We start from the raw sequence: 22656 nt of genomic DNA, 5'->3' as shown, positions 1-22656 counted from the left end.
TCAGTTGATCGAAGCCCACCGCTTCTGCAGCTGATCAGCGCCCTTCTTGTCGCATTTCCCTCCCTGGGACAGCACGAAATTGCAAACATTGCCGGTGGCTGTCTGAATCAGGCTTTGCCCAGGAGCCTGACCTTCGCCGAACAACGGTTGCTTGGCCAAAGGCACACCGCTGGAACGACTGATCCGACGCATCGTTTTCGAAGGGGGTAGCGCTTCAGGGAAGATCACTTTGGTGCCGGAAGCCTTGATGGCCTTGCTGATGGCACGCAAGCTGGAAGGTCGCAACCGACCACCAGTGGCGTATTCGTCAATCAACGGAAGTTCACGGATTCCGTAGCGCTTGGCCAGAAACGAAAAGCCTCGATGGCCAGTCACCAGAACGCGCTGTGCTTCAGGAACAGTGCGGATCTGAGCTCCAGTCCAGGTTCCCAAGGCCTTCAAGACGGAGTCCATCGATGCCCTCCTGCGGTTGATGGCGGCATCCTGCTGCCCCTGAAACAGCGGCTTCAACTTTGATGCTGTGGTGTTAACCATGGACGCAGCATTGGATGGGTCGTGCCACAGGTGCGGATCCTTCACCGGATTCTTCGGTAGAGCGATCTCACCGATCGACACCACAGGGCCACCTGCTTTGACGCCATTCAGCGCTGGCGTGAGGTTGTAGCCGTTGAGGAGAACCAGATTGGCCTTGCTGAGATTGAAGCGATCGGCAGGACGCAACGCCAGGGTGTGGGGATCGGCGCCGGCAGGAATCAAACAGACCACCTTGGCCTGATTCGCCACCAGCATTTTGGTGATGTCGCAGAGCACTCCATCCGCAGCAACCACGGTGGGCACCGAAGCGGCAGTGGCAATCAGTAGCCCCGACGCAGACGGAAGAAGAGGAACGAACAAGACGGACGCGAAAGCTCTATCAGAATGATAATCATTCTCAACTCTCTGTCCACGCCACCTTTACGGAGCCAGCTTCAGCTTCGGCAGGCACAGAAGCGCCATGCACACCACCCCGATCAGGGGCCCCGGGGGCAGGTTCAGGGGCACCGCCAGCAAAAAACCAATGGCACTGACAGCCAGTCCCACACAGGCGGACTGCACCATGGCCGCTCTCAAGCTGCCCACGCGACGCAGCCCGGGCAACACTGGCGCGCAGAGAAGACCAATCACCAGGATCACCCCCACAGCCGCCATCGCACTCACAATCACCATCGAAGTCACCAGAGCCTGCAGCAATTGCAGACTCCGCACTGGCAAACCAGAGGCTTGCGCACCCTCAGGATCCACCCCTAGAAACACAAGTTGGCTATAGCGCGTCAGCAACAACAACGCCATCGCCGCGGCCGCCACCAGCACCCGAGTCAGATCCGACCAGTCCACGATCAGGAGATCGCCGAACAGCAAGCCCTCCAGATCTAAGCGCAGGTTGAGAAGGGGAATCAGCAGCACTCCAAGCCCAAGAAACCCAGCGAGCACGGTGTTGATCACGGCCTCCTGGCCTGCCGACTGCCCCCGCTGCAACCGTTCCGCCAGCAGGGAACCCAGCAAACCGCTCAGCACACCACCGATCGCGGGATCCACTCCCATCGCCACGGCCACAGCCACGCCCGGCAGAACGGCATGGGAGATGAGATTCGCCTGCAACACCCGCCTCTGGGTCACCAGCAAGGTGCCGGTCACCGGACAGAGCACGCCGACCAGCAAGGCCATCAACAGCGGCAGAAGCCAGAGATCGATCTCAGTCATGGCAGTGCGCTCCGGGATCAAGCTGATCGCCGAGCCGGTGCCGGATCTGATCAGGCGATCCGTCGGCCAGCACGCGGCCATCGAGCACGATCACCCGGTCGTACTGATCGAGTGCCGAGCCCCAGTCGTGACTGCTCACCAGCAAGGTCTGGCCTGCATCGGCCAGCTGGCGCATCAGCCGAAGCAACTGCGCCCGCGAGGGTGGATCAATGGCGGCACAGGGTTCGTCGAGCAGCAGCACCCGGGACGGCTGCACGATCGCACGCGCCAGCAAGGCACGCTGCTGCTGACCTCCGGAGAGGGCATCCAGTCGACGGCCGGCCAGCGCTGTCAGACCGACCCGTTGCAGTGCCGCATCTCTGTCACAACAGCCATAAGACCTGGATGGCACCGACCCGAGATCCACGAACTCCCGCACCGTGATCGGAAACGACCAGTCAATCCGTCCGCGCTGGGGCATGAGCACCACTTGATCGCGGCACATCTGCACGGGAACGCCATCACAGAGCACCTGGCCGCCTGTTGGGGACAGTTGCCCCTGCAACAGGTGCAGGAGGGTTGATTTCCCGGCACCATTCGCGCCAACCAGGGCCGTGAGCGTGCCTGGTTGGAGTGTCAGAGACACCTCTTGAAGAACGACGCGGTTGTCAAAAGCAGCCGAAACCGAGTCGGCAACCAGGGGAGCACCCCCCATCCATCATGAGAACGATTCCCACTCAACCTATCGAGACCCTCTGGATCTGCCAGCCCAGGCCCCACCGGCAGGGAGCCAACGGGCCAGCACCGCTGGCTGATCAAGAACGGTCAGATCCAACGTGCGTCCGCTGATCAAGGCCACCCGCCCGGCGTCCTCCCCTGGGCGGCGCACCACCGTGAGCAATTGATCGCTCACCGGATCAAAGTCGAGTTCAGCGCCGGAAGTGAGACGCCAGTCATTGAGGGATCGATTCAGAAGGGTGCGGCCTTGAGCATCGAGCAGCAGCATCCTGTCTCGGGCCTGCTGTCCCGCCTCGCGAAGCACGAGCCACAAACGCTCGCCGCCGTTGTCGCAGGCGGCAGCCATCACACCAGCCTCGCCGATCCACACCTGCCGGGGCGGACGCCCGGGAATCACCAGCTCTAACGAGCGGCGGTAATCGGGCCAGTGCCGAACCAGCAGCGCACGGCCGGATCCAGAGCAGAACGCTTTCACTTCACGGCTGCCGGGCAGCGTCTGACGTGGGGCGGCTCCTGGCGTGGACTCCAGAGGCAACAGTTCAAGGCCATCGAACGAGGGAAGCACTAGCCCCGTGCCATCGGGGAGCAAGCGCAGGGCTCCACTGGCCTCAAGAGCAAGGCGGCGGCGGTCGGAGCCTTGGTCAAGAATCCAGATCCGGTCACTCCCGGGTTCAAATCCCCCGAGCTGAATCAACAGATCACCGCGCTGATTGGCGCTGAGGTGCACGAACAGCAGTGAACCCGATTCCAGGGTCTCCAGCGGGCCCAGGGCAGGGTCGCCAAGCCCCGATGACGCGCCGCTGAGAGAGCGCTGATCGATCCGTCGAAACAACACCTGCTGGGTGGTTTCAGCGTCATCGCCCACCACAGCCACGCCACGTCCGTCACCGAGGGGCTCCACCTGGAGAATGCGCTGCTGCGCCGGCATCAAGGGACGCCAGCGGCCATCGCGGAGCCGCATCAGCAGACGCTCGCCCTCGTCCCCTGGTGCCACTGCGAGGAGAAAGGGTCTGGGATCCCACCAAAGCGATTGCGGCGTCATCGGCAGGCGGCGCAGGTCCTGGCCGCGCAGATCCAGCCGCACAGGACCTGAAACAGGATCGCCTGACTCAAGAAGAAGCCGCATCCGGTCCTGCCGGCCGAACCAGCGATGCGGATACCTGGGTTCCAGCGGACTGTCCGCCACCGTGGCGCGATCCATCGGGCGGCTGAACGTCACATCAAGAGCAGCGGCACCGGAGCGGATCGGCTGCACCGCCACCGCCAGCAAACGCGGCGGCCGCCGCGCCAGAAGCTGTTGCTGAAGCAGTGCCACTGCGGCCAACAGCGTCAGGCTGGCAGCAAGCCAGCGCTCCTTGGATCCAGCGAATCGGCCTGTCATGGTTCCAGAGGACGCTCCGGCCTGGGAATCACCTTGATGCTCGCGGGTTTCACCACATTCGTCGGCACACCATTTCGGTCCTGCACCGTCATCGTTCCCTTGATCTCCAGCCATTGATCCGGCACTGGATCTGATCCTTCAGGCCAGTCCACCGGCAGACCAGCGGGCGTGGCATCGGCCAGACAGCAACGCACGGTGAGACGGGCCAACTGCGCAGGCTCCCCAGGCCGCGCCAGCACGAAGCCACTGATCCGCAGCGGATCTCCGGCATGCAGATCAGGATCAGGCTGACTGCGCAGCAAGCGCACCCATTCCGTCAGCGTGCGCTGCTCGGAGGGCAGGAAAAAACTGAGCTGGGGTGCCTCGGGGAGACTGTCCTGTCGGTTGGCTGCCAGATCACTGAAGGAGGGGGCCGGGGGGAAGGCCAGCATCAGCAGCGCCACGCCCAGCGACAACAGCACACCCAGCGGAAGAGGTCCACCCGGACGGCGCCGGGCCCCGCGCAGCTGGATCAGCGCCAGCAGCAGCAGAACCGCTCCGGCGACAGTAACCACCGCGTGAAACGCCGCATTGAGAAGCAGATCCAGACGTCCGGACAGACGGCTCCACAGCAAGAGCCAACCCCACAGCCCCAAGGCCAGAGGTGTCAACCAGGGGGATCGGCGCAGGCGTTGCAGCAGAGACATCACGACATGAACAACTCAGAGCTGAAGAAAATTGACCCACTGGCCGATCAGCAACACCAGCAACGACGCCGCCACCGCAGTGATGGCGATCGCCCTGGGGGTGAACAACACAGTGAACAGGCCAGCCAGTTTGAGATCAACGACAGGACCAAGAAGCAGAAATGCCAGCAGTGCCCCAGGGGTGACCTGAGCAGCAAACCCCAGAGCAAGAAAGGCATCCACGCTGGAGCACACCGACAGCACCAGGGCCAGCAGCATCAGGGCGATCACCGACAGTGTCGGCGCACTGCCGAGTGCCAGAAGCCAGCTGCGGGGCAACCAGGTTTGAACCACCGCCGCCAGGGCGCTACCCATCACCAGCAAGGTGAGCAGGTTGAGAAATTCCCGGGTGCTGTGACCGAGCAACTCCCCGGGCCGAAGCCGATCAACGGATGCGGGCCGTTCAGGGATCGGTGCGCTGCCCCCCACCAGACCGCTACCACGCTCAAGCAACCCCACCCGCGACAGCGGTTGGGTGAGGCGCCTCTCCTCCAGAAGAGCCGGCGCCAGCAGCCGGGATTCAGCCAGCAGTCCCAGAAGCATGCTGAGCGCTAAAGCGATCAGGAAAGCACCCAGGGGCCGCGCCCAGAGCAGCCAGGTTTTATCGGGAAACGCAGCCCAGGTGCTGGCCAGCACGATCGGATTGAGAACCGGAGCCGCAAAGAGAAATCCAAACCCCGTTCCCAAGGGTGCTCCGCTGGCCAGAAGGCGACGGGCCACAGGCACATTGCCGCATTCACAGGCCGGCAGAGCGAAGCCGAGCAGTGCCCCCACGATCGGTGCGAGAACGGCATTGCGCGGAAGCCGGCGAACCCAGGCTGACTGGGGAACAAGCCACCGGGCGATCCCGGCAATCGCCACTCCCAGCAGAAGGAATGGAAGGGCCTCAATCAGCAGACCTTGGAAGATGGCCCAGGCCGTGGAGGCACGTGTCATTCCCAGCCTCTGGTGTTAGCTCCAGCCTTGAGACGACTGCTCCTCCACATAGGCAGCGACGTCGGCGATTTCCGATTCACTGAGCACATCCACAAAGGCGGGCATGGCATTGCGGCCGTAGGTGACCTGAGCCACGATCGCCGATTCATGGGCACCGAGATAGTTGGGAAGATGGGCCTTGAGATCAGCTTCCCGAAGGGTGCGCTCCGCCTTGATGATGTTGCCACCACCGGCGTGGCAGGCGGCGCAATTGGTCGTAAAGATCTGACCACCGCGCACCGCATCGGTGGCATTGGCCGACAACGGCGACATCAAACCAATCAACAAAGCCAGGACGAGCGAAGCAACGAAGCGCATGGCATGCCAGTCGAATGACCTGATTGTTCAAAACCTGCTGCGAGGTTTCACGCAGGCCTCAGATGATCGTCACGCAATGACATGGGGGTCAGATCCCCATGCCGTGACCGTGACTCTCACAGGGCATCCACTTGCTACCCATGGCGTGGGCCCCTTTGCATCCAAAACCGGGGGCAGCGGCCTCCGCTTCCTTCCGGGTGTCAAACATGGCTTTCTTTCCCCCCGCGGTCTGATCGGATTGCTGAGGTTGACCTGACAGCACCATGCCGCTGTGGTCATCCCCGGGGACGTGATGGGCGCGGGCCGACGCAACACCCACCAGGGTGAGCAGACCCAGGAACGCCATCGCGCTTCTGAGCCTGAAACGGGTGGAATGGAATTGCATCGGATGCAATGAAGAGATCAATCGATCCATTCTCCATCAATGGAGACGAGACCGGAGGTCCCTGTCACCAATCAGCGCGCATCGAACGGTGCCGAGGAGTGGTGGAGAACGATCCGCAGCGTGCCATTGATCTCGCGCACGAAGGTCCACGTTTTCTCAACAACGCCCACCTGCCCCTTGGCATCCGTCACCCGCACCAAACCCATGGTGTTGGCCATGTTGCCGAACAGCTGGATCATGTAGTCCTGGATCTCACAGCTTTTCCAATGGTGATAGGTGGCAAAGCCCTGGTTCTTGCCGAACTGGGGAATGGAGGGATCAGGACCCACGAAATTAGCCAGAGCTCCGGCGCGGGTGGAACGGAACGTGTCCTTACCAGTGGTGTAAGTGGGTTTGAACGCGATCGGACCGAAATCGAAGCTGTAGGCCCCATCAATCACCGCAGACGCTTGGCCTTTGCAGCGGCGTAACCACCGGTCTGATAGGCATCGCTGATTGCAACCAAAGCAGCACACCAGCCGCGCTGGGGCTTGATCACCTCCGCTTCGGTGACCATGGTGCTGAACACCTGCACTTCAGGATCCGAGAATGCAGGTAGGGGGCAGAGCGCTTGACCCCAGAACCGCAGCGGCAGCCACTGACCAACAACGACTTTTCATTCACAGGAGTCAATTCATTGTTGGCTCAGCGCCAATTCCAGAAACCGACCGTTCCAGGGTTCAGAAACTCTTGGCATGGTGATGAGGTCACCCAAAGGGCATGCGTCGCTACTGGACCGGTCTGCTGGCCGCCGTGCTCTTCGGCTGCAGTGCTCCATTGATCGCGGAGCTGGCCTCTGAGGGGGGTCCACTTGCCGTTACCGCCCTGCTCTACCTCGGTGCCAGTGCCGTCCTGCTCCCCCTGCAGCACCTGCGATCCCGCGCGAAGGCAAGTCCAAGCGTGGAGGAAACGCCGGTTCAGCCCTCCGACTGGCCGAGCCTGGCCCTGCTCACGCTCCTGGGGGGAGTGGTTGGCCCCCTCTGTCTGGTGCTGGGGCTTGAACGACTCTCCCCCGCGACAGGGTCGCTGCTGCTGAATCTGGAATCCCTGTTCACGCTGATCGTGGCGGTGCTGATCGGCCGCGAGCACCTGGGTCGGCGCGGGTTCGGCGCAGCAGCACTCACCCTGGCGGGAGCCTTGATCCTGAGCGGAGGCCACCTGGATGGCGGTTCTCTTGTTGGCGTGGTGTTGATCGCCCTGGCCTGCCTGGCCTGGGGGGTGGACAACAACCTCAGCCAGGCCCTCAGCCTTCGTGATCCTCTGCAGATCGCCTGCATCAAAGCCCTGGGAGCCTCCCTGCCACTGCTGGTGATGTCAGCCGTGTTCCAGCAATCCTTCCCGCCGATGCGGAGCAGCCTTGCGTTGCTGATGATTGGAGCACTGGGCTACGGCATCTCGATTTGGCTGGATCTGATCGCGCTACGGCAGCTTGGAGCGGCACGGGAAGCTGTGCTGTTCGCCACGGCGCCGTTTGTTGGAGCTGTGTTTGCCGTGGTGGTGCTGGGCAGTGCCCTGAGCAGCACCCTGGTTCTCGCAGCAGGACTGATGGCCGCTGGCGTGATCCTGCTGATCGGTGATCACCACAGCCACCGTCATCACCACGCGGCGATGCATCACAACCACCGCCATCAACACAGTGCGGAGGATCCCGATCCCCATCACCAGCATCAACATGCAGATGGAGCACCGCGATGGCATGCCCATGAACACGAGCATGAAGCGATGGAGCACACCCATCCACATGTGAGCGATCTCCACCACCGCCATGACCACGACCCGTCAGCCCCCCCTCAGGCCTGAGGGTTTCCACGGCGCAGCACGCCATGACGCGGTGCCAGAAGAAAAGCCAGCAGGAAAAGACCGGTTTGCACAAGAACGATGCATCCCGCCGTGGAGCTGTCGGTCCAGTAGCTCACATACACCCCCAGCAAACTCGAGAGCACGCTGCTGCCGATCGCCAGCCAGGTCATGCGATCAAAGCGATCCGTAAGCAGATAGGCGGTAGCCCCAGGGGTGACGAGCATGGCCACCACGAGAATGATTCCTACCGTCTGCAGTCCGGCCACCGCCGCCAACGACAGCACCGAGAGAAGCAGGTAGTGCAGGACGCCTGTGTTGATACCGATCGAACGGGCATGGGTGGGATCGAAACAAAAGAGCAGCAGATCCCTACGGAACAGCAGCAGCAGCATGATCACCACGCTGGAGATCAGCACGGTCTGGAGGATGTCAGAGGAGGAGATCCCCAGCACATTGCCGAAGAGGATGTGGGTGAGGTCGATATTGCTCCGCGTCTTCGACACCAGCACCAGTCCCAGGGCGAAGAAGCCCGTGAACACCAATCCGATCACCGTGTCTTCCTTGATCCGCGACTTCTGCTTCACGAAGCCGATGGTGGCCACAGATCCCACACCGAACACAAACGCGCCCAGGGAGAAGGGCAACCCCAAGGCGTAAGCGAGCACCACACCAGGCAGCACCGCATGGGAGACGGCATCACCCATCAAAGCCCAGCCCTTGAGGGTCATGTAGCAGGAGAGCAGACCGCAAACACCTCCCACAAGGCCACTGATCAACAGCGCCTTGAGCATGAAGGCGTGGCTGAGGGGTTCCAGGAGCAGATCCATGGAATCAGTATGAGGAAGTGATGGCCCACCCCATGCTGAGCGCTTATTGGTTCTGTCTCGTGGCTGGAGTCGTGCTGATCAGCTTTTCGTTGCATGACGGGGGCGATGTGGATGGCGATGGCGGGTCGTTGACGATTCTGTTCAGCACACCGTTCTGGTCATTCGGGCTCACAGGCTTCGGGCTGAGCGGCGTGTTGATGACCGTGCTCTCTCCCAGGGGATCCTGGATTCCCTCCAGCCTGGTCGCCCTTGTTCTGGGGTTGGGAATGGGCGTGGCTGCCGCAAAATTGTTGGTGATGCTCAGCCGCAGAACCGCAGACAGCCTTGTGCACAGTGATGATCTGATCGGATTGCAGGGCCTGATCACCCTGGAAGCCGATACCGAAACCAGGGGGTTCGTGGAAGTCAGTGTGAAAGGGAGCCTTTTGCGCAGGCCTGCCCTCAGTTCCAAAGGGAAGCTGGCAAAGAACACCTCTGTGGTGGTCATCGCCAGTGACGAGCACACTCTTCGCGTCGAAGCACTGGATGGCGACTCTCTTTAGGCGGGATTAGGTCTGCAGCGGAAGTTGCGATCTTTCGCTAGATCGAAGCTGTGCAACTGGCTTCGGAATGCATCGACTCTTCGCGCAGGCACAACCAGAGCCACCCAATTTCTCAACCAACAGCCGCAATCCTTCTGAGATCGTGATCGGCGGCGCCGCACTCGTGGTCATCGTCCTGGTGACACTGAATCTGATCAGCCGCTGGATGATCCGAATCTGCCGTCCAAACGAGATGCTGGTGGTCACCGGTTCACACTCGAATCAGGGACAGCAGGGCGTGAAGGGCTACCGCGTTGTGGCCAATGGCGGCTGGACTTTTGTGAAACCGATTCTTGAAACAGCTCGGCGGATCGACGTGACCCTGCTGCCAGTTGTGGTGGAAGTGAACAACGCCTATTCCCATGGCGGAACACCGCTGAACATCCAGGCCATCGCCAATGTGAAGATCAGCAGCGATCCCGAGGTGCGCAACAACGCCATCGAGCGATTCCTAGGCCACGACCAGAGCGAAATCGTGCAGGTGGCCAAAGAGAACCTCGAAGGAAACCTGCGCAGTGTTCTGGCCCAGCTCACCCCTGAACAGGTGAACGAGGACCGGTTGCGATTTGCCGAACAGATCGCCGAGGACGTCGGCGCAGACATGCGACGGCTTGGGCTCCAATTGGACACCCTCAAGATCCAGAGCGTGTCTGACGACGTTGACTACCTGAGTTCGATCAGCCGCCGCAGGGTCGCTCAGATCGTTCGGGATGCGGAAATCGCCGAATCAGAAGCAATCGGCCAGGCCGAACGGGTGGAAGCGGAGATGGAAGAAGTGGCCGAAGTGGTGCGCACGGAAGCGGAAACCGTTGTTCTCGAAAAAGACAACGCCGTGCGCACCCAGATCGCCGAAATGGAGAAGAAGGCGCGTTCTGAGGAGGAACGCACCACGGCCGCTGAGCTGGAAGCGCGCGCCAGAGCAGAACAGAAGCTGCAAAAGGTGCGAGCCCAGCTGGAGCGCCTGAGGCTCCAGGCCGAAGAGGTGCTGCCAGCCCAGGCGAATCAGAAAGCCAAGGAGCTGCGTGCCCGTGGGAAGGCAGCTGCCACGGCAGAAGATGTCAAAGCCAGCGCCCTGGTGAATGATCTGCTCACAACGGTGTGGAATGACGCCGGCAGCACAGCCGAGCTCGTGTTTTTGCTGCAGCAGATCGAGATGGTGCTGGATCAAGCGACGAGGCTTCCTGGCCGAATCACCATCAAGCGCATCACCACCTTGGACGGCAATGACGCCAGCAGCCTGGCGAGTCTTGTGGACCTGAACCACCGGGTGGTCCGTCAGTTCTTCACCCAGGTGCACCAGATCCTTGGCATCGACCTGCTCGAAACGCTCACAAGCACCAATTCCAACACCAAAGGAGGACTGTGATGTTCATCGCCATCGGACTGACGGGAGCGGCAGGTGTCTGGGCCTTTGTTGTTCTCCTGCGGCAGCTGTATTACATCTGTCAGCCCAGTGAAGTGCTGATCTTTGCCGGTTTGCGCCAGAGCACTGCCAGCGGCAAGCGCGTGGGGTACCGCACCGTTCGTGGCGGCAGTGCACTGCGGATCCCCCTGCTCGAAGAGGTGATGCGGCTTGATCTCAGCAACATGATCATTGATCTGCGGGTTGAGAACGCGTACTCCAAGGGGGGCATTCCCTTGAATGTTTCAGGGGTAGCCAACATCAAAATCTCAGGAGATGAACCCGGGATCCACAACGCCATTGAACGATTAATCGGTAAAACCCAAGATGAGATTCGCCACATTGCCAAAGAAACCCTGGAAGGCAATCTCCGCGGTGTGATGTCGAGCCTCACGCCGGAGCAATTGAACGAAGACAAAATCACCTTTGCCCGCACCTTGCTGGAGGAGGCGGAAGACGATCTGCAGCGCCTGGGCCTGGTGCTGGACACACTCCAGATCCAGAACATTTCCGATGATGTGCGCTACCTCGACTCGATCGGCCGCAAGCAACTGGTGGAGCTGAAGCGCGATTCACGGATTGCCGAAGCCGAAGCAAACTCGCAATCGGCGGTGAAACAAGCCGAGAACGAACGGATTACGGCCCTGCGTCGCCTGGATAAGGATCTCGCGATCGCGACAGCCAATGCCCAGAAGCGAACCACCGATGCACTGACCCGGCGGGCCGCCGTCGTGGCGGAGGTGGAGGCCAGCGTGGGAGCGGAACTAGCCCGTGCAGAAGCGGAGCTTCCCGTCCAACAGGAACGGATCAAACAGGTCACCGAGCAGCTGCAGGCCGACATCGTCGCCCCGGCGGAATCGGAAAGTCAGACGATGATGGCCGAAGCGAAGGGTGAGGCCGCCACGATCATTGAACAGGGGCGATCCCAGGCCGAAGGCCTTCAGGATCTCGTGGACTCCTTGAAACGATCTGGCGATGACGCCAAACGTCTGTTTCTTCTGCAGAAATTGGAACCTCTGCTCAACATGCTGAGCGATACGGTGCAGCCAATTGAAGTGGAGGAAGTGAACCTGGTGGCCCAAAAAGACGGCGGCAATACGCTTTCAATCGCCACGCTGCTGAAACAGCTGCAAAACAGCACTGGACTTCAGCTCCCCATCAGTCCCCCAAAGTCAGAGTCCCCTCCTGACTAGATCGCTGCAGAGCGATCAGAAACCGTTGAAGTCAACCCAGAGAAAACGGTCAAATGGAATCGTCCATGGAGCTGTTTCCGGTGAGCAGATCAGGGGGCAATCCGCCGAAGGTGAGAGACAGATTTTCGGGTGTGAACACTTCGGATGTCTCGCCGTAGGCCAGCACTGTTTTATTGATCAGCACCACGAGATCGCAGAAATCACGCACATGGGTGAGGTCGTGCGTGGAGATCAGAATCGTGCATCCCTCTCGACGGAACTGCAAAAACAGATCAGCCATCAATTTCTCGGTGCGCACATCCACGCCGTTGAACGGTTCGTCGAGAAGCAGCACATCAGCACGCTGAGCAATGGCGCGGGCTAAGAAGGCACGCTTGCGCTGGCCACCGGAGAGCGTGCCGATCGGTCGGCGGCTGAGCTCCAGAAGGTCAACCCGTTCAAGAGCATCGCGAACCGCCACCCGATCGGAACTGCGGGGAATCCGCAGGGCATTCATCGATCCGTAGCGCCCCATCATCACCACATCCCAGACCGATACTGGGAATTGGCAGTCGACCTCTTCGCTCTGGGGCACGTAGGCCACGGACTGCTGGCGCTGAGCCTCAGCGATGCTGCAGCCATTGATCCGGATCCGTCCTCGCGATGGACGGATAAACCCCGTCAAAGCCTTGAGCAGCGTGGACTTACCGGCACCGTTCATGCCCACAAGCCCGCAGATGCATCCGGATGGAAGCTTCAGAGAGGCGTCGTACAACGCCACCGAGCCGTTGTAGTCCACACAGAGCTGCTCAGCAGCGATGCGCATCGTCATGGCGTTGGATTGGCGGAAGTCCCCAGCCCTTCTCGGATGAGTTTCACATTGTGGCGCTGCAGATCGAGGAGGGTTGAGGCAGGACCGTTGCGATCGGACAAGGAATCCACGTAAAAACTGCCGCCGAAGCGGCTTCCAGCAGCACGGGCCACCTCCCGTTGGGCTCGATCACTGACCGTGGTCTCACAGAACACGGCCGGGACCTGGTCCCGTTGGACGCGTTCAATCAGGCGGGCCATGCGGCGCGGCGTGATCTGGCTTTCAGCATTGACCGGCCACAGATAGGCCTCATCCAGTCCGTAGTCGCGCGCCAAGTAACTGAATGCCCCCTCACAAGTCACCAACAGGCGCTGTTGCTTCGGAAGTGAATCCAAGGCCTGGCGGAGTTCGCCATCCAGCTGGCGGAGTTTGAGCTTGTACGCCTCTCCGTTGGCCCGATAGGTCTTCGCACCATCTGGATCAAGGGAGGAGAAGGCCTTCACGAGTTGGTCCACGTAGTGCTCGGTGCGCTGCGGCGACATCCAGGCATGGGGATTGGGCCGGCCGGCATAGGCATCGTCTTGGATCAAGAGAGGCTGAATCCCTTCTGTGAGTGTGACCGAGGGGACATCACCGGCCGCGGCCGTGAAGCGCCGCGCCCAGAGCTCCAAGCCCAGCCCGTTCTCCACAATCAGATCCGCGCGGGACGCCCGTTCGATGTCACTGGGCGTGAATTCATAGCCGTGAATCTCTGCACCAGGCTTGGTGATTGATTCCACCTTCAGTCGATCACCAGCCACGTTTCGGGCCAGATCAGCCAGCACGGTGAAGGTGGCGAGAACTCGGGGACGTTGATCCTGGTCGTCGCGAGAACGCTGCTCGCCCCGTGGCGATGAACAGGCTGCCAGCAGGCAACAAGCGATCAGTCCGGTGAGAACAGTGGATCGGATCACGACGCTGCGCAGGTCGCAAATCGGCAATGGCGGCTGAGAAGCGTTCTTGATTCTAGAAGCGAAGAACTCACGCACGAAACAAAGCATCTGCCACCAGATCATGCATCAGAAGCTGTGTATCCATCCTGATGTAATGCAAAAGCAGCAGTAAACAAACCCTCTCAAATATGACACCAAACTGTGGTCAATCGTCTTCTGGCTTGATATCAGAGAATCGGGTGATTAATGCGATAACCCACCATCGTGATCGTGATCATCAACAGAATAACTGTCAAAGATCCAGCCCAATTGACATTCGACAAAGCCTGCTCGAAAAACTGTGCAATACCGCTCGACATATGCAGCCACCCGAACCCTTCGGGTCCATTCAACCGCCACCCGCAGAATCGGCACAAGTGCAAGGATCGAGCACTTCATATCTCTTCATCAACAACGCAACTGCAAGGGACAGGCCAACAACCGTCCTGAGCCAACTGGCACTGTGACAGTCCTGGCGCAAGAGTGCATTTGTGTGAGGAGCTCAGCAGTTTCACAGAGTCGAAACAAGGAAAGACTTCTTTGACCTGCTGACCCTGAACCCCGCCTTTCGGCGGGGTTTTTTATGGCATCAGGACAGCATCCCCCCCTCAAAAATTGCCGAACCACACCACATACGGTGCACCGAACAAGACAAGCCACCGAAAGTGCTTTTCATCCATTCAGCCAGCCTCTGTCAACACCAGATCTGGGGGTTGCGCAAACACTCACACCAGACCTATTCATGAGCGCAAGGGTGGCGCTGAAGAAACTTCTCTTTAGCGTTGACCCCAAGGCCGGGTGATGGGGTCTTACGACGCCGGCGAAGAGTCCTCCGACTTCATTGCGGGGGATTTTTTATGCCGTCTGCAGCGCTCCGAGCAGTACTTCACGTCGTCCCACACATCCTTCCACTTGCGTCTCCACTGGAAAGGACGCCCGCAGACAGGGCAGATCTTGCTGGGGCGATCACGGGAGCGAGTCATTGAAACATCAGGAACCATGACAGGTGTCCGCTGTCTGGCTAGCGAAGAAGCGTCTAATTCTTGGTCATGTCCGCGAAGGAAAGTCACGATGCTCACCGACATCAAAAAGCTGAAACTGATGCACTGATGAAAGAAGAGGGTCCATCCTCATTCCGCACAAAGCGTCTCTCGAACGGCTTCATCCAGAGCATCACGATCACACCCCTATCGATCAAAACCTGATCGATGAAATCCATCAGCTTGATCGTGATCCTTTGCGAACCGGTAGGCCTCGTCCTCAGCCGCGGCCACGCTGGGGGTTGCTCTGAAAGAAGCAGGGCATACAGACCGTCCATCGGGGAACGATCCCTTGCCAATCGGCGTATGATACGGGCACGTTGAGCCGTAAGGCTGCAGTCCGCTCCGCACCAAGCAACGGGGGTGTGGACACTGTGGAGTTCAGCTGTGAACACCCTTCAATTAACCAAATCTCGTCAGATCAAGGCTGAGGCTCTCAGAAAAGCTCAGCAGGTGATGGCGAAAGACCAGCGAGACGCTGAATCACTGGATGCCAATCAGCCAGAAAAGGCTGAACGCAAAACCACTGAGCTGCGTTATCGGGGGTATCGCTACAGCATCTGACGCTGTTTCCCATCCCATGGCTATCACTGGTGGATGAGCGCCGGTGATCGCCATGGTCATTCATCCCGGACGGCTCCTCAGCAGCGAGCTTCGGCGTTGTCTTGCGGAGAGCGGATTGTCCTGCTTGATGACCGTGGCTCGCTTGCGGGGTGAGCCATCGGAACGCGCCCTTGCAGGAATCACCGCCACCCGCGACCACCTTCTGCAGGTGGACTGTGATTTGCAACAACGCCCCAGCCTCAAGCCAGCGGCCATGGCGCAGGCCGTCAGTGCCTGCGATCCCGATCCCGAATGGAAAGAACGGATTCTGCGGGGGATGACGCTCGTCGCCATGTTCGACGGCAATCCTGACCCCCAGACCCTCTCCTTGTTGGATGCTGCTGCCGAGGCGTTTGGGGTCGATGCACGACCGGTAACCACCTACAGAAACGTGATGCTGGATCGCCAGACGATCGTTCGCTTCGACATCGCCAGACGTGGTTTTTTACGGCAGGCAATTGAAGCCACGGTGCGTGATGGTGGTCTTCCAGCCTTTGTGTCAACCCTCAAGGTGCTCAGCGGCCATGGGGACCGCGCCATGGTCGAGCGTTTCCAGACCCTGCGCGGCTATCCACCCGGCAGCTTCGGCAAGGCCTACGCCGACTTCATCGAGCGCAATGACTTCGCCTTTCCCGGAGCCTTGGGAGGACCACCACCACCGGTGTTTCGCCATGACTGCTGCCATGTGCTCGGAGGCTATGGAACGACGGCCGCTGAGGAAGGCGGCGTGATTGGCTTCCAGGCCGGTTTCGAGCGCCTGGATCCCTTCGATGTGATCATGTTCGTGATGGCCGAGTTTGAACTCGGCATCGGCGTCTCTCCGTTCATCCCGGGGGAGTGGAGACAACTGGATCCCGACAGGGTCTTCGCAGGGCTCGAGCATGGAAGTCATGTGAACACCGACCTGATCCGCGGCATTGATCCCTGGGATCACTTCAGCGACCCGCTCGAGGTGGTGAGAGATCGATTTGCAGTTCCTGCAAGGGGTCGAAGCGCCGAATACCCAGAGTCCACGTCGGTCAGCCGTTGAATGGCCACCATCCGCCTCCTTGAACTGCTGATTCTGCTGAGCTTGCTGAGTGGATTTCTCGGACTGCTGCTCCGCCGCAACCTCTACCTGAAGGTGCTGGCCATGGATGTGATGGGCGGATCGGTGGTGTCGCTCTTTGTGCTGGTGGCGGCCCGCACCGGTCTGCGCAGCCCGATTCTCTCCAACGGCGAGACCGATCAGGCTCTGGCCGCTGTCGCAGACCCGATTCCCCAGGCCGTGATTCTCACGGCGATCGTGATCGGACTCTCCACCCAAGCCCTGCTGCTCGTGGTGATCAGCCGCCTCTCCGTCCGTGACCCAATGCTGGATGTGGGCACGTTTGACAGGGACGAACCGTGCTGATGACCCCTGAGGCGATTCTGGTGTCCCTGCTCACCCCGGCGGTGGTGGTGGGCTGGCTGCTGGCGCCTTATCTGCTGGCCTTTTTCGGTGCTCTCGTACCGGCGCTGGGAGAGTTGCCTCTGCTGCTCTGCTGTCTGGCCACGGTGCTGATGGCGCTGCCGTCTCTGCTGCTGGGCGAAAGCATCAGCCTCAACCTGATCGGCAACAACGGCATCAGCTTGAGCATCGATGCCACGGCTGCCTGGTTTCTGCTGCTCAATGGCGTGGTGTTCGCCGCCACCCGTTTGGCCAGCCGCAACCTTGAGGGAGCCGCTGGCCCCCTGGTGCCTGCCGTAATGCTCGGGGGACTGAACACCTGCTTCGTGGTGACAGACCTGATCAGTCTGTATGTCGCTCTGGAAGTGGTGGGCATCGCAGCTTTCCTGCTGCAACTTCGCCGGGAGGCACCGCGTTCGTTCTGGATCGCGCTTCGGTATCTGATGGTCGCGAGCACGGCCATGACCCTGTACCTGATCGGCACCGGACTGGTGTATGTGCGCACTGGCAGCTTCAGCATGGAGGCCTTGGCAGGCCTGGAGCTCGGCAGCGCCCAGGTGCTGATTCTTCTCGGACTCTTCAGCAAGGGCGGATTGTTCCTGCCAGGGCTCTGGCTTCCTCGCAGTCATGCAGCCGCCAGACCGGAAGTGGCCGCGCTCCACTCTGGGGTCGTGGTCACCGCCGGGGTTCTGCCTCTGCTGCGACTGATGCAGATCGACCCAGGACTGACTCCACTCATTCGCTGGATCGGCATCGCCAGTGCGGTACTCGGCCTGTTGCGAGCGCTCACCGAAACCGACCTGCGCCGACTTCTGGCCTGGAGCACGCTGTCCCAGATGGGGCTTGTGGCCCTCTCACCGGTGGCCGGTGGCCTGATGGCCTTCGCGCACGGACTCGGCAAAGCCCTGCTGTTTCTGATGAGTGGAGGCGTGGACTCCACCGACCTCAACACCTGGCGTCAGCATCCCCTGCCGGCCAGGTTGCAGGTTCCCCTCTGGATCGGATCCCTATCGATTGCCGGCTTCCCCTGGTTGATCGGCTCCACCACCAAATCGGAGCTGGAGTCTGCGTTGCCACCGTTCTGGGCCGCGGCCGTGCTCCTGGCTTCCATCGGCAGTGTGGCGGTGTACGCCAGGCTCTGGGGTGCTCCGTGGCGTGCCCACAGCGGGAGCAACAGAAGCAGCCACGCAGTCTTGTCACCGTCAGGGGGCAGCATCACTCTGCTCCTGGTGGTGCTGATCGGTGCATCGGCTCTGATGAGCCTCGCCGTTGCCCCCACCCACGACGCTCACAAGCTCGCCATGACTGGACTGGTGTTCGCCCTCGGTCTGCTATTGGATCGAGGTCTGCACCGGTGGCGGCCTGCGCTTGAACGTCGCTGGCCGGATCTGGAATCACTCCAGGATCTGATCGGCAGCCTGGCTGTGGTGGGAGCCGGAATGCTGCTGATCCTGCATGTCATGGAGGGTTGGGGATGACCGTGGTTCTGAGCCTGGGGTTCCGGCTGCTGCTGTGGGTGTTGCTCACAGGCGACACAAACAGAACCAACTTGCTGTTCGGTCTGCTGGTGGCGATTCTGTTACCAAGAGCACATCACCACGACGACCATGTTGCGCCGCTGCTTAAGGCGCTGTGGCAGAGCCTGCTTGCCATTCCCCAGGCCTACGGCGAAGCCGTGGCGTTGATCCTTGCTGGTGGTCGCGAACACTGTGATGAAACTGAGCATCGTGCCAGCGGCACCGCCACACCGCTGGTGGTGTTTCTGGAACTGCTGGCCATCACCCTCACACCCTTCACCCTGGTGCTCGACCTGGTGCGCGTTGAGGATGGAGTGGAGGGATCGCACCATCGCTACCGGATCCATCGCTTGCGCCCAGCACAACGCCGGGGGCGAGCGCCGGCTGGCGGGAGGTCACCGCAATGACATTGCTGCTCTGGGGCATGGTGCTCGCCCTGTTGATCCCGATTGCCCTGCTGTGCCGCAACTGCGGCGCATGGGAACGACTGGCGGCGTTCGGCAGCATCGGCACGAAAATGGCGATGCTGGCCCTGGTGGTGGCCGTGATGCGCGGAGATCGGATGCTCGCCCTGGTGGGGGCACTGATGCTCAGTGCCGGTGACGCTGGAATGCTTTTGCTGGCCAGGCTTCTGGAGGAAAGAGAGCCATGAGTGTTGTGCTCCTGAAGGAGGCAGCGAGCCTGCTGTTTCTGATGGCGGGACTGTTTCTCTGGTTCTGGGGCAGCTGGCCTCTGTTGGAGGTGCGTCCCCTGCTCGAGCGGCTGCACAAGCTCACGGTCTCCGATTCCCTCGGATCGTTGCTGATGTTGTTGGGGCTACTGATTCGACGCCCCGACTGGTGGCCGCTCTACGGCCTGGCCATGCTGGGGTTGATGCTGTGGAACACGATCTTCGGCTACGTGGTCGCCCGAGGTGTTCACCTGAGCGGTTCGCTGAAGACCAAAGCGCGGGAGCTGGGTGATGCTTCCTGATTTCGATCTCTCCCTGTTGAGTCTTCAAGGCTCCCTGGGGCTGCTGTTGCCGATCACCGCGTTGCTGCCTCTGGTGTCGGTGCTGATGGTCTGCCAGGACAACCCCTACCAGGCCCTGATGCTGCGGGGCGTGTTCGGATCAGTGTCCACACTGCTCTTCGTGCTCCTGGGTGCTCCGGATGTGGCCCTCACCGAAGCGATGGTGGGAACACTGCTGTCCACCACCCTTTATGTGATCGCCCTGCGCTCGTCGATGACCCTGCGCCTCGAGGATCGGCGCAGCACCGCAATGGAGGGGGCCACAGAGGGAGCCATAGTGCGAACGGTCGATGCTGAAGCCCAGGTTCTGAGCCACTGGATCCAGCCTTTGCACCTGCGGCTCAGGCTGGTGCGCCAGGGCACAGCCCCCCACGGATGGCTGGAGGATCAAAGTCGCCTCACGATTGTTCAGCCATCCCTGAAGCAACGTCTCGAGAACAGTCCGGGCTACGCGCATTGGCGCAAGAACGGCGGGGTGCTGATTCCATCAGAGGAGCCAACCTCATGATCTGGCTCTATGTGCTCGCGGCCATCGCGCTCTTCGCGGCACCGCTGACAGGACCGTTGCCTCAGGTGGGTGGTATGGGTGGACTGATCAGCGGGCTGGCGGCCGAAGGAGGGGTGCCCAATCTGGTGTCGGGGGTGATCCTGCACATCCGCTTGTTCGACACCGTCGGCGAAGTGGTGGTGTTCACCTTGGCATCCATCGGTGTGTGCATGCTGCTGCGAGACGAACCCCTGCGGACACGGATCCGGAGCCTGAGCGACATTCCCTCGCGGGTGGTGTGTGAACAGGTGGCAACACTGGCAGCCCTGGTAGGGGTGGAGCTGGCGCTGCGCGGACACCTGAGCCCGGGAGGTGGATTCGCCGCCGGCGTTGCCGGCGGCACTGCCATCGGCCTTGTGTTGATCAGCGGCGGGAATGAACGCAGTCGCCGTCTCCACAAACGCTGGCATGCAGATCTTTGGGAAAAAGCGGCGGTGATGGGGTTCGTTGTTGTGTCCTTCCTGGCCCTCGAAGGGCTGTCGCCAGGGGGCGGTGAGTTCGGGAGTCTGCTGAGCGGAGGCTGGATTCCACTGCTGAATCTGCTGGTAGCCCTGAAGGTGACTTTGGGCTCGTGGGCGATGATCCAGCGCTTCGTGCAACATCGCGGGCTGCTATAGGCGCATTAGCAGATCGCAAGTGCGCATGTGCTGACAGGCGGTCACAAGCGTGTGATCTGCAACAAATCGTTTGATTCAAGCCCGTACGTTGTAGTCATTCGCAACTGGAAATCGCGATGAATGGCAGCATTCAACTCAGTACGGAACAACGGTTTCAGATTGAACAGTTCAATCGGGCCCTCGATACCACCCAGGATCCTGATCAACTTCGGCAGCTTGCCAAGCAACTGATGCAGGCCTGGCAGACCCAGAAAGCGGCCACCACTTGGATCATGCGCCAGGGACCACCCCCCTTCATCCCCGGGGGCCAGAGCTGAGGAGTCCGCTCGACTCGTCACATTGGCCTGTTGGCATTGACTAGTTTTGATGCCGCAAGGTTTCAACCATGGTTGAGCTGTACTTGAAGGCCAAATTGCATAGCCGCATCACCGTCGATAGCTTCCGCTCGGTCCTGATGTTGCAGGAACTGGACGATCAGGACCAACGCCTGCGCACCGATCTGCTCCGTCAGGTGGACAACGGCTCGATCAAACTGATCCACACCTGCGCCTGACGTGCTTGGTGTTTCAACCCAACGACCCCCGGTTCTGGCGAGCACTGCTGGGCATTGTTTCGCTCATCGTTGGCTGCTCTCTCGCCTGGGTCATCTTGCAGCTCTAATCATCACTGCCTGCTTAGCGGTAATCACGTGCGCAAATCCTGCTGCGACCACGTTGGAGGATGAAGACATGATGCAATTTCAAGAGTCTGAAGCAGTCGATTACGACCCCGATGCGCCGGCCATGAAGGCTCCGACCCCGGAAGCATCCGAGGGGTGAGCCTCCGTCCGCGGTCTGCGTCACCACACGCGCGGACGCTCAAAGGGTGACGCAGATCAAACTTTTTTGCAGCAGATCAAACATTGTCTTAAGGTCCTGACGCTGCTTGACATCAGCTCAGGACCGCCCATAGCAGTGCTAGAGCAACGCCCATGGTGCCAATCCCGAGGGCGATCAGCAGAAGAAGACTGCCGCCGGCCAACACCATCAGCCGACGGAACGACTGGGGGAACAGCAGATACACAGCCAGGCCAGCTGACACGGGCCACAACGGCGGAATCAGCAAGAACACCCCCGCCAGAACAATGAGTCGCTTGCGTAGTTGCTGGTCATGCTCGAAAGCGAGGCGCTCCTCCTGCTTCCGTGCAGCCAGATGATCGCGTTCCTCATCGCTGAGCCAGCGTCCCATTTCCCGGGCCTGTTCAAGCTCCTCTTCGATCTGCTGACGTGACATCGAGGGATTCATTCCTTCAATGTAACGGCGGGAAAGGCACTGTTTAGTTGCTACCGCGACGGTCGCCCTCGCTCCAGGAGCGCTCCAACGATGCGCGAGCCTGATCGAGATCGGTTGACGTGAGGCGATTCGGCGATGAAAGCCTGATGCGGAAGGGCCGTGTTATCCGCCAGAACCGCAGAGCAGCTGCCAGAGCCACGACCCCCCAGGCCACAAGAATCCAGCGTGGATCGTGCACTTGGCTTTTGAAAACACCATCATGAATTGCTTTTAAGCCCACTGCGGCTGCCTTGATACCACCATGGACGGACGACTGCTTCTCGGTGCTATCGGACTGATTGTTCTGGCTGCGGCGATCTATGAATACGTGCTGCTTCAGGGTCTGGCCCCGGGAGCCTGATCTCACTCCAAGGCATCGCAGGCGTAACTGATCACGGAGCCGCGCCGCTCTCGGAAATCGGGATGCAATGGATCTTCCACCTGCCACCACCAACGCCCATCGGTGTAACTCGGTGTCCCTGCATTGTTGGTGCGAGGAAGCTGAAGCGTCACGCCGCGCCAGTGGAGCAAAACGCCATCACCGGGCACGGTGCCAGCCGTGCTGTTCGGAAGCGGAGCCGCCGTCACACCAATCGCTTCCCGTCCAAGGCTGAGGTCCTGCGCCGTCAGCGGATCGCCATCACAGATCCAGGCCGCCGAGACAGGTTTCAGGGGAACAACGATGCAGAGAAAAAGCACGAAGATCGCGGCAAGCCATCCCAGACATCGAGCCACAG

32 protein-coding genes are annotated in these 22656 nt (G+C 60.6%); 15 read left to right on the top strand and 17 right to left on the bottom strand.

What is annotated here, in order from left to right:
* The 10 genes from ACLM45_RS01370 to ACLM45_RS01325 form a co-directional block, all read right to left on the bottom strand.
* Positions 1-894 carry a metal ABC transporter substrate-binding protein gene (locus ACLM45_RS01370; RefSeq protein WP_415410217.1) on the bottom strand — a complete coding sequence of 298 codons (894 nt, stop codon included), beginning with the start codon at positions 892-894 and terminating at the stop codon, positions 1-3.
* Positions 895-954: 60 nt separating this feature from the next.
* On the bottom strand, positions 955-1740 hold the full coding sequence (locus ACLM45_RS01365) for a metal ABC transporter permease (RefSeq protein ID WP_415410216.1): 786 nt from the start codon (positions 1738-1740) through the stop codon (positions 955-957).
* Positions 1733-2434, bottom strand: coding sequence for an ABC transporter ATP-binding protein (locus tag ACLM45_RS01360; protein ID WP_415410215.1), 702 nt, complete (start codon positions 2432-2434; stop codon positions 1733-1735). Before ACLM45_RS01360 ends, ACLM45_RS01365 begins: the two co-directional genes overlap by 8 nt.
* Before the next feature lie 27 nt (positions 2435-2461).
* On the bottom strand, positions 2462-3838 hold the full coding sequence (locus ACLM45_RS01355; RefSeq protein WP_415410214.1) for a hypothetical protein: 1377 nt from the start codon (positions 3836-3838) through the stop codon (positions 2462-2464).
* Positions 3835-4524, bottom strand: a complete 690-nt coding sequence (locus ACLM45_RS01350; RefSeq protein ID WP_415410213.1) for a TIGR03943 family putative permease subunit — start codon at positions 4522-4524, stop codon at positions 3835-3837. Before ACLM45_RS01350 ends, ACLM45_RS01355 begins: the two co-directional genes overlap by 4 nt.
* Positions 4525-4539: 15 nt before the next feature.
* Positions 4540-5499, bottom strand: a complete 960-nt coding sequence (locus ACLM45_RS01345) for a permease (RefSeq protein ID WP_415410212.1) — start codon at positions 5497-5499, stop codon at positions 4540-4542.
* 15 nt (positions 5500-5514) lie between these two features.
* Entirely contained in the window at positions 5515-5856 is a 342-nt protein-coding gene (locus ACLM45_RS01340) for a c-type cytochrome (protein ID WP_006041107.1), read from the bottom strand.
* 88 nt (positions 5857-5944) lie between these two features.
* Entirely contained in the window at positions 5945-6202 is a 258-nt protein-coding gene (locus ACLM45_RS01335; RefSeq protein WP_038004874.1) for a DUF3721 domain-containing protein, read from the bottom strand.
* Positions 6203-6312: 110 nt separating this feature from the next.
* Positions 6313-6681, bottom strand: coding sequence for a hypothetical protein (locus tag ACLM45_RS01330; RefSeq protein ID WP_415410210.1), 369 nt, complete (start codon positions 6679-6681; stop codon positions 6313-6315).
* The gene (locus tag ACLM45_RS01325) at positions 6678-6815 is read right to left on the bottom strand and encodes a hypothetical protein (protein WP_415410209.1); all 138 of its coding nucleotides are present in this window, start codon (positions 6813-6815) and stop codon (positions 6678-6680) included. Before ACLM45_RS01325 ends, ACLM45_RS01330 begins: the two co-directional genes overlap by 4 nt.
* A gap of 185 nt (positions 6816-7000) precedes the next feature.
* Between ACLM45_RS01325 and ACLM45_RS01320 the strand changes: the two genes are divergently transcribed.
* Positions 7001-8080 (top strand): DMT family transporter, encoded by a 1080-nt coding sequence (locus tag ACLM45_RS01320; protein ID WP_415410207.1) that lies wholly within the window; start codon positions 7001-7003, stop codon positions 8078-8080.
* Here the strand turns inward: ACLM45_RS01320 and ACLM45_RS01315 are convergent.
* The gene (locus ACLM45_RS01315; RefSeq protein ID WP_415410206.1) at positions 8071-8907 is read right to left on the bottom strand and encodes a metal ABC transporter permease; all 837 of its coding nucleotides are present in this window, start codon (positions 8905-8907) and stop codon (positions 8071-8073) included. The two genes, ACLM45_RS01320 and ACLM45_RS01315, sit on opposite strands and share 10 nt — an antisense overlap.
* Before the next feature lie 32 nt (positions 8908-8939).
* On the opposite strand from ACLM45_RS01315, the gene ACLM45_RS01310 reads away from it, so the two are divergent.
* The 3 genes from ACLM45_RS01310 (at position 8940) to ACLM45_RS01300 (ending at position 12083) form a co-directional block, all read left to right on the top strand.
* Positions 8940-9449, top strand: a complete 510-nt coding sequence (locus ACLM45_RS01310) for a nodulation protein NodD (protein ID WP_415410204.1) — start codon at positions 8940-8942, stop codon at positions 9447-9449.
* A gap of 67 nt (positions 9450-9516) precedes the next feature.
* Entirely contained in the window at positions 9517-10854 is a 1338-nt protein-coding gene (locus ACLM45_RS01305; RefSeq protein ID WP_415410203.1) for a flotillin family protein, read from the top strand.
* Positions 10854-12083, top strand: a complete 1230-nt coding sequence (locus ACLM45_RS01300) for a flotillin family protein (protein ID WP_415410201.1) — start codon at positions 10854-10856, stop codon at positions 12081-12083. The genes ACLM45_RS01305 and ACLM45_RS01300 overlap by 1 nt, the downstream gene beginning before the upstream one ends.
* Positions 12084-12132: 49 nt before the next feature.
* Here ACLM45_RS01300 and ACLM45_RS01295 read toward each other — a convergent pair whose 3' ends face one another.
* The 3 genes from ACLM45_RS01295 to ACLM45_RS01285 form a co-directional block, all read right to left on the bottom strand.
* Positions 12133-12888: a metal ABC transporter ATP-binding protein gene (locus ACLM45_RS01295; RefSeq protein WP_415411451.1), complete on the bottom strand. Its 756-nt coding sequence runs from the start codon at positions 12886-12888 to the stop codon at positions 12133-12135.
* A 2-nt stretch (positions 12889-12890) separates the two neighbouring features.
* Positions 12891-13928, bottom strand: a complete 1038-nt coding sequence (locus ACLM45_RS01290) for a metal ABC transporter substrate-binding protein (protein ID WP_415410199.1) — start codon at positions 13926-13928, stop codon at positions 12891-12893.
* 725 nt (positions 13929-14653) lie between these two features.
* Positions 14654-14827 carry a DUF2256 domain-containing protein gene (locus ACLM45_RS01285; protein WP_415410198.1) on the bottom strand — a complete coding sequence of 58 codons (174 nt, stop codon included), beginning with the start codon at positions 14825-14827 and terminating at the stop codon, positions 14654-14656.
* Between the two features lie 420 nt (positions 14828-15247).
* Between ACLM45_RS01285 and ACLM45_RS01280 the strand changes: the two genes are divergently transcribed.
* The 11 genes from ACLM45_RS01280 to ACLM45_RS01230 all read left to right on the top strand — a co-directional run bounded on the left by ACLM45_RS01280 (position 15248) and on the right by ACLM45_RS01230 (position 21161).
* On the top strand, positions 15248-15448 hold the full coding sequence (locus ACLM45_RS01280; protein WP_415410196.1) for a hypothetical protein: 201 nt from the start codon (positions 15248-15250) through the stop codon (positions 15446-15448).
* A gap of 52 nt (positions 15449-15500) precedes the next feature.
* Complete coding sequence (locus ACLM45_RS01275) at positions 15501-16517, top strand: TerB family tellurite resistance protein (RefSeq protein WP_415410194.1); 1017 nt, start codon at positions 15501-15503, stop codon at positions 16515-16517.
* Positions 16518-16880, top strand: coding sequence for a cation:proton antiporter subunit C (locus ACLM45_RS01270; protein ID WP_415410193.1), 363 nt, complete (start codon positions 16518-16520; stop codon positions 16878-16880).
* The gene (locus ACLM45_RS01265) at positions 16880-18394 is read left to right on the top strand and encodes a proton-conducting transporter membrane subunit (RefSeq protein ID WP_415410191.1); all 1515 of its coding nucleotides are present in this window, start codon (positions 16880-16882) and stop codon (positions 18392-18394) included. Before ACLM45_RS01270 ends, ACLM45_RS01265 begins: the two co-directional genes overlap by 1 nt.
* On the top strand, positions 18391-18840 hold the full coding sequence (locus ACLM45_RS01260) for a Na+/H+ antiporter subunit E (RefSeq protein WP_415410190.1): 450 nt from the start codon (positions 18391-18393) through the stop codon (positions 18838-18840). The genes ACLM45_RS01265 and ACLM45_RS01260 overlap by 4 nt, the downstream gene beginning before the upstream one ends.
* Positions 18837-19085: a hypothetical protein gene (locus ACLM45_RS01255; RefSeq protein ID WP_415410189.1), complete on the top strand. Its 249-nt coding sequence runs from the start codon at positions 18837-18839 to the stop codon at positions 19083-19085. Before ACLM45_RS01260 ends, ACLM45_RS01255 begins: the two co-directional genes overlap by 4 nt.
* Positions 19082-19405 carry a monovalent cation/H(+) antiporter subunit G gene (locus tag ACLM45_RS01250; RefSeq protein WP_415410188.1) on the top strand — a complete coding sequence of 108 codons (324 nt, stop codon included), beginning with the start codon at positions 19082-19084 and terminating at the stop codon, positions 19403-19405. Before ACLM45_RS01255 ends, ACLM45_RS01250 begins: the two co-directional genes overlap by 4 nt.
* Positions 19395-19952: a hydrogenase subunit MbhD domain-containing protein gene (locus ACLM45_RS01245; RefSeq protein WP_415410187.1), complete on the top strand. Its 558-nt coding sequence runs from the start codon at positions 19395-19397 to the stop codon at positions 19950-19952. The genes ACLM45_RS01250 and ACLM45_RS01245 overlap by 11 nt, the downstream gene beginning before the upstream one ends.
* Positions 19949-20608 carry a Na(+)/H(+) antiporter subunit B gene (locus ACLM45_RS01240; RefSeq protein ID WP_415410186.1) on the top strand — a complete coding sequence of 220 codons (660 nt, stop codon included), beginning with the start codon at positions 19949-19951 and terminating at the stop codon, positions 20606-20608. The genes ACLM45_RS01245 and ACLM45_RS01240 overlap by 4 nt, the downstream gene beginning before the upstream one ends.
* 116 nt (positions 20609-20724) lie before the next feature.
* Positions 20725-20925 carry a hypothetical protein gene (locus ACLM45_RS01235; protein ID WP_006041092.1) on the top strand — a complete coding sequence of 67 codons (201 nt, stop codon included), beginning with the start codon at positions 20725-20727 and terminating at the stop codon, positions 20923-20925.
* 68 nt (positions 20926-20993) lie between these two features.
* Entirely contained in the window at positions 20994-21161 is a 168-nt protein-coding gene (locus ACLM45_RS01230) for a hypothetical protein (protein ID WP_415410184.1), read from the top strand.
* Between the two features lie 377 nt (positions 21162-21538).
* On the opposite strand, the gene ACLM45_RS01225 is transcribed toward ACLM45_RS01230, so the two are convergent.
* The 3 genes from ACLM45_RS01225 to ACLM45_RS01215 all read right to left on the bottom strand — a co-directional run bounded on the left by ACLM45_RS01225 (position 21539) and on the right by ACLM45_RS01215 (position 22654).
* A complete protein-coding gene (locus ACLM45_RS01225; protein ID WP_415410183.1) occupies positions 21539-21880 on the bottom strand; it encodes a hypothetical protein in 342 nt (113 codons plus the stop codon).
* Positions 21881-21923: 43 nt separating this feature from the next.
* Positions 21924-22118: a hypothetical protein gene (locus ACLM45_RS01220; protein ID WP_415410182.1), complete on the bottom strand. Its 195-nt coding sequence runs from the start codon at positions 22116-22118 to the stop codon at positions 21924-21926.
* A 164-nt stretch (positions 22119-22282) separates the two neighbouring features.
* Entirely contained in the window at positions 22283-22654 is a 372-nt protein-coding gene (locus ACLM45_RS01215; protein ID WP_415410180.1) for a hypothetical protein, read from the bottom strand.
* Positions 22655-22656 lie beyond the last annotated feature (2 nt).

This window comes from Synechococcus sp. A10-1-5-9 (assembly GCF_047716785.1).
Classification (GTDB): Bacteria; Cyanobacteriota; Cyanobacteriia; order PCC-6307; family Cyanobiaceae; genus Synechococcus_C.
This window is presented reverse-complemented; position numbering and strand designations above follow the sequence as displayed.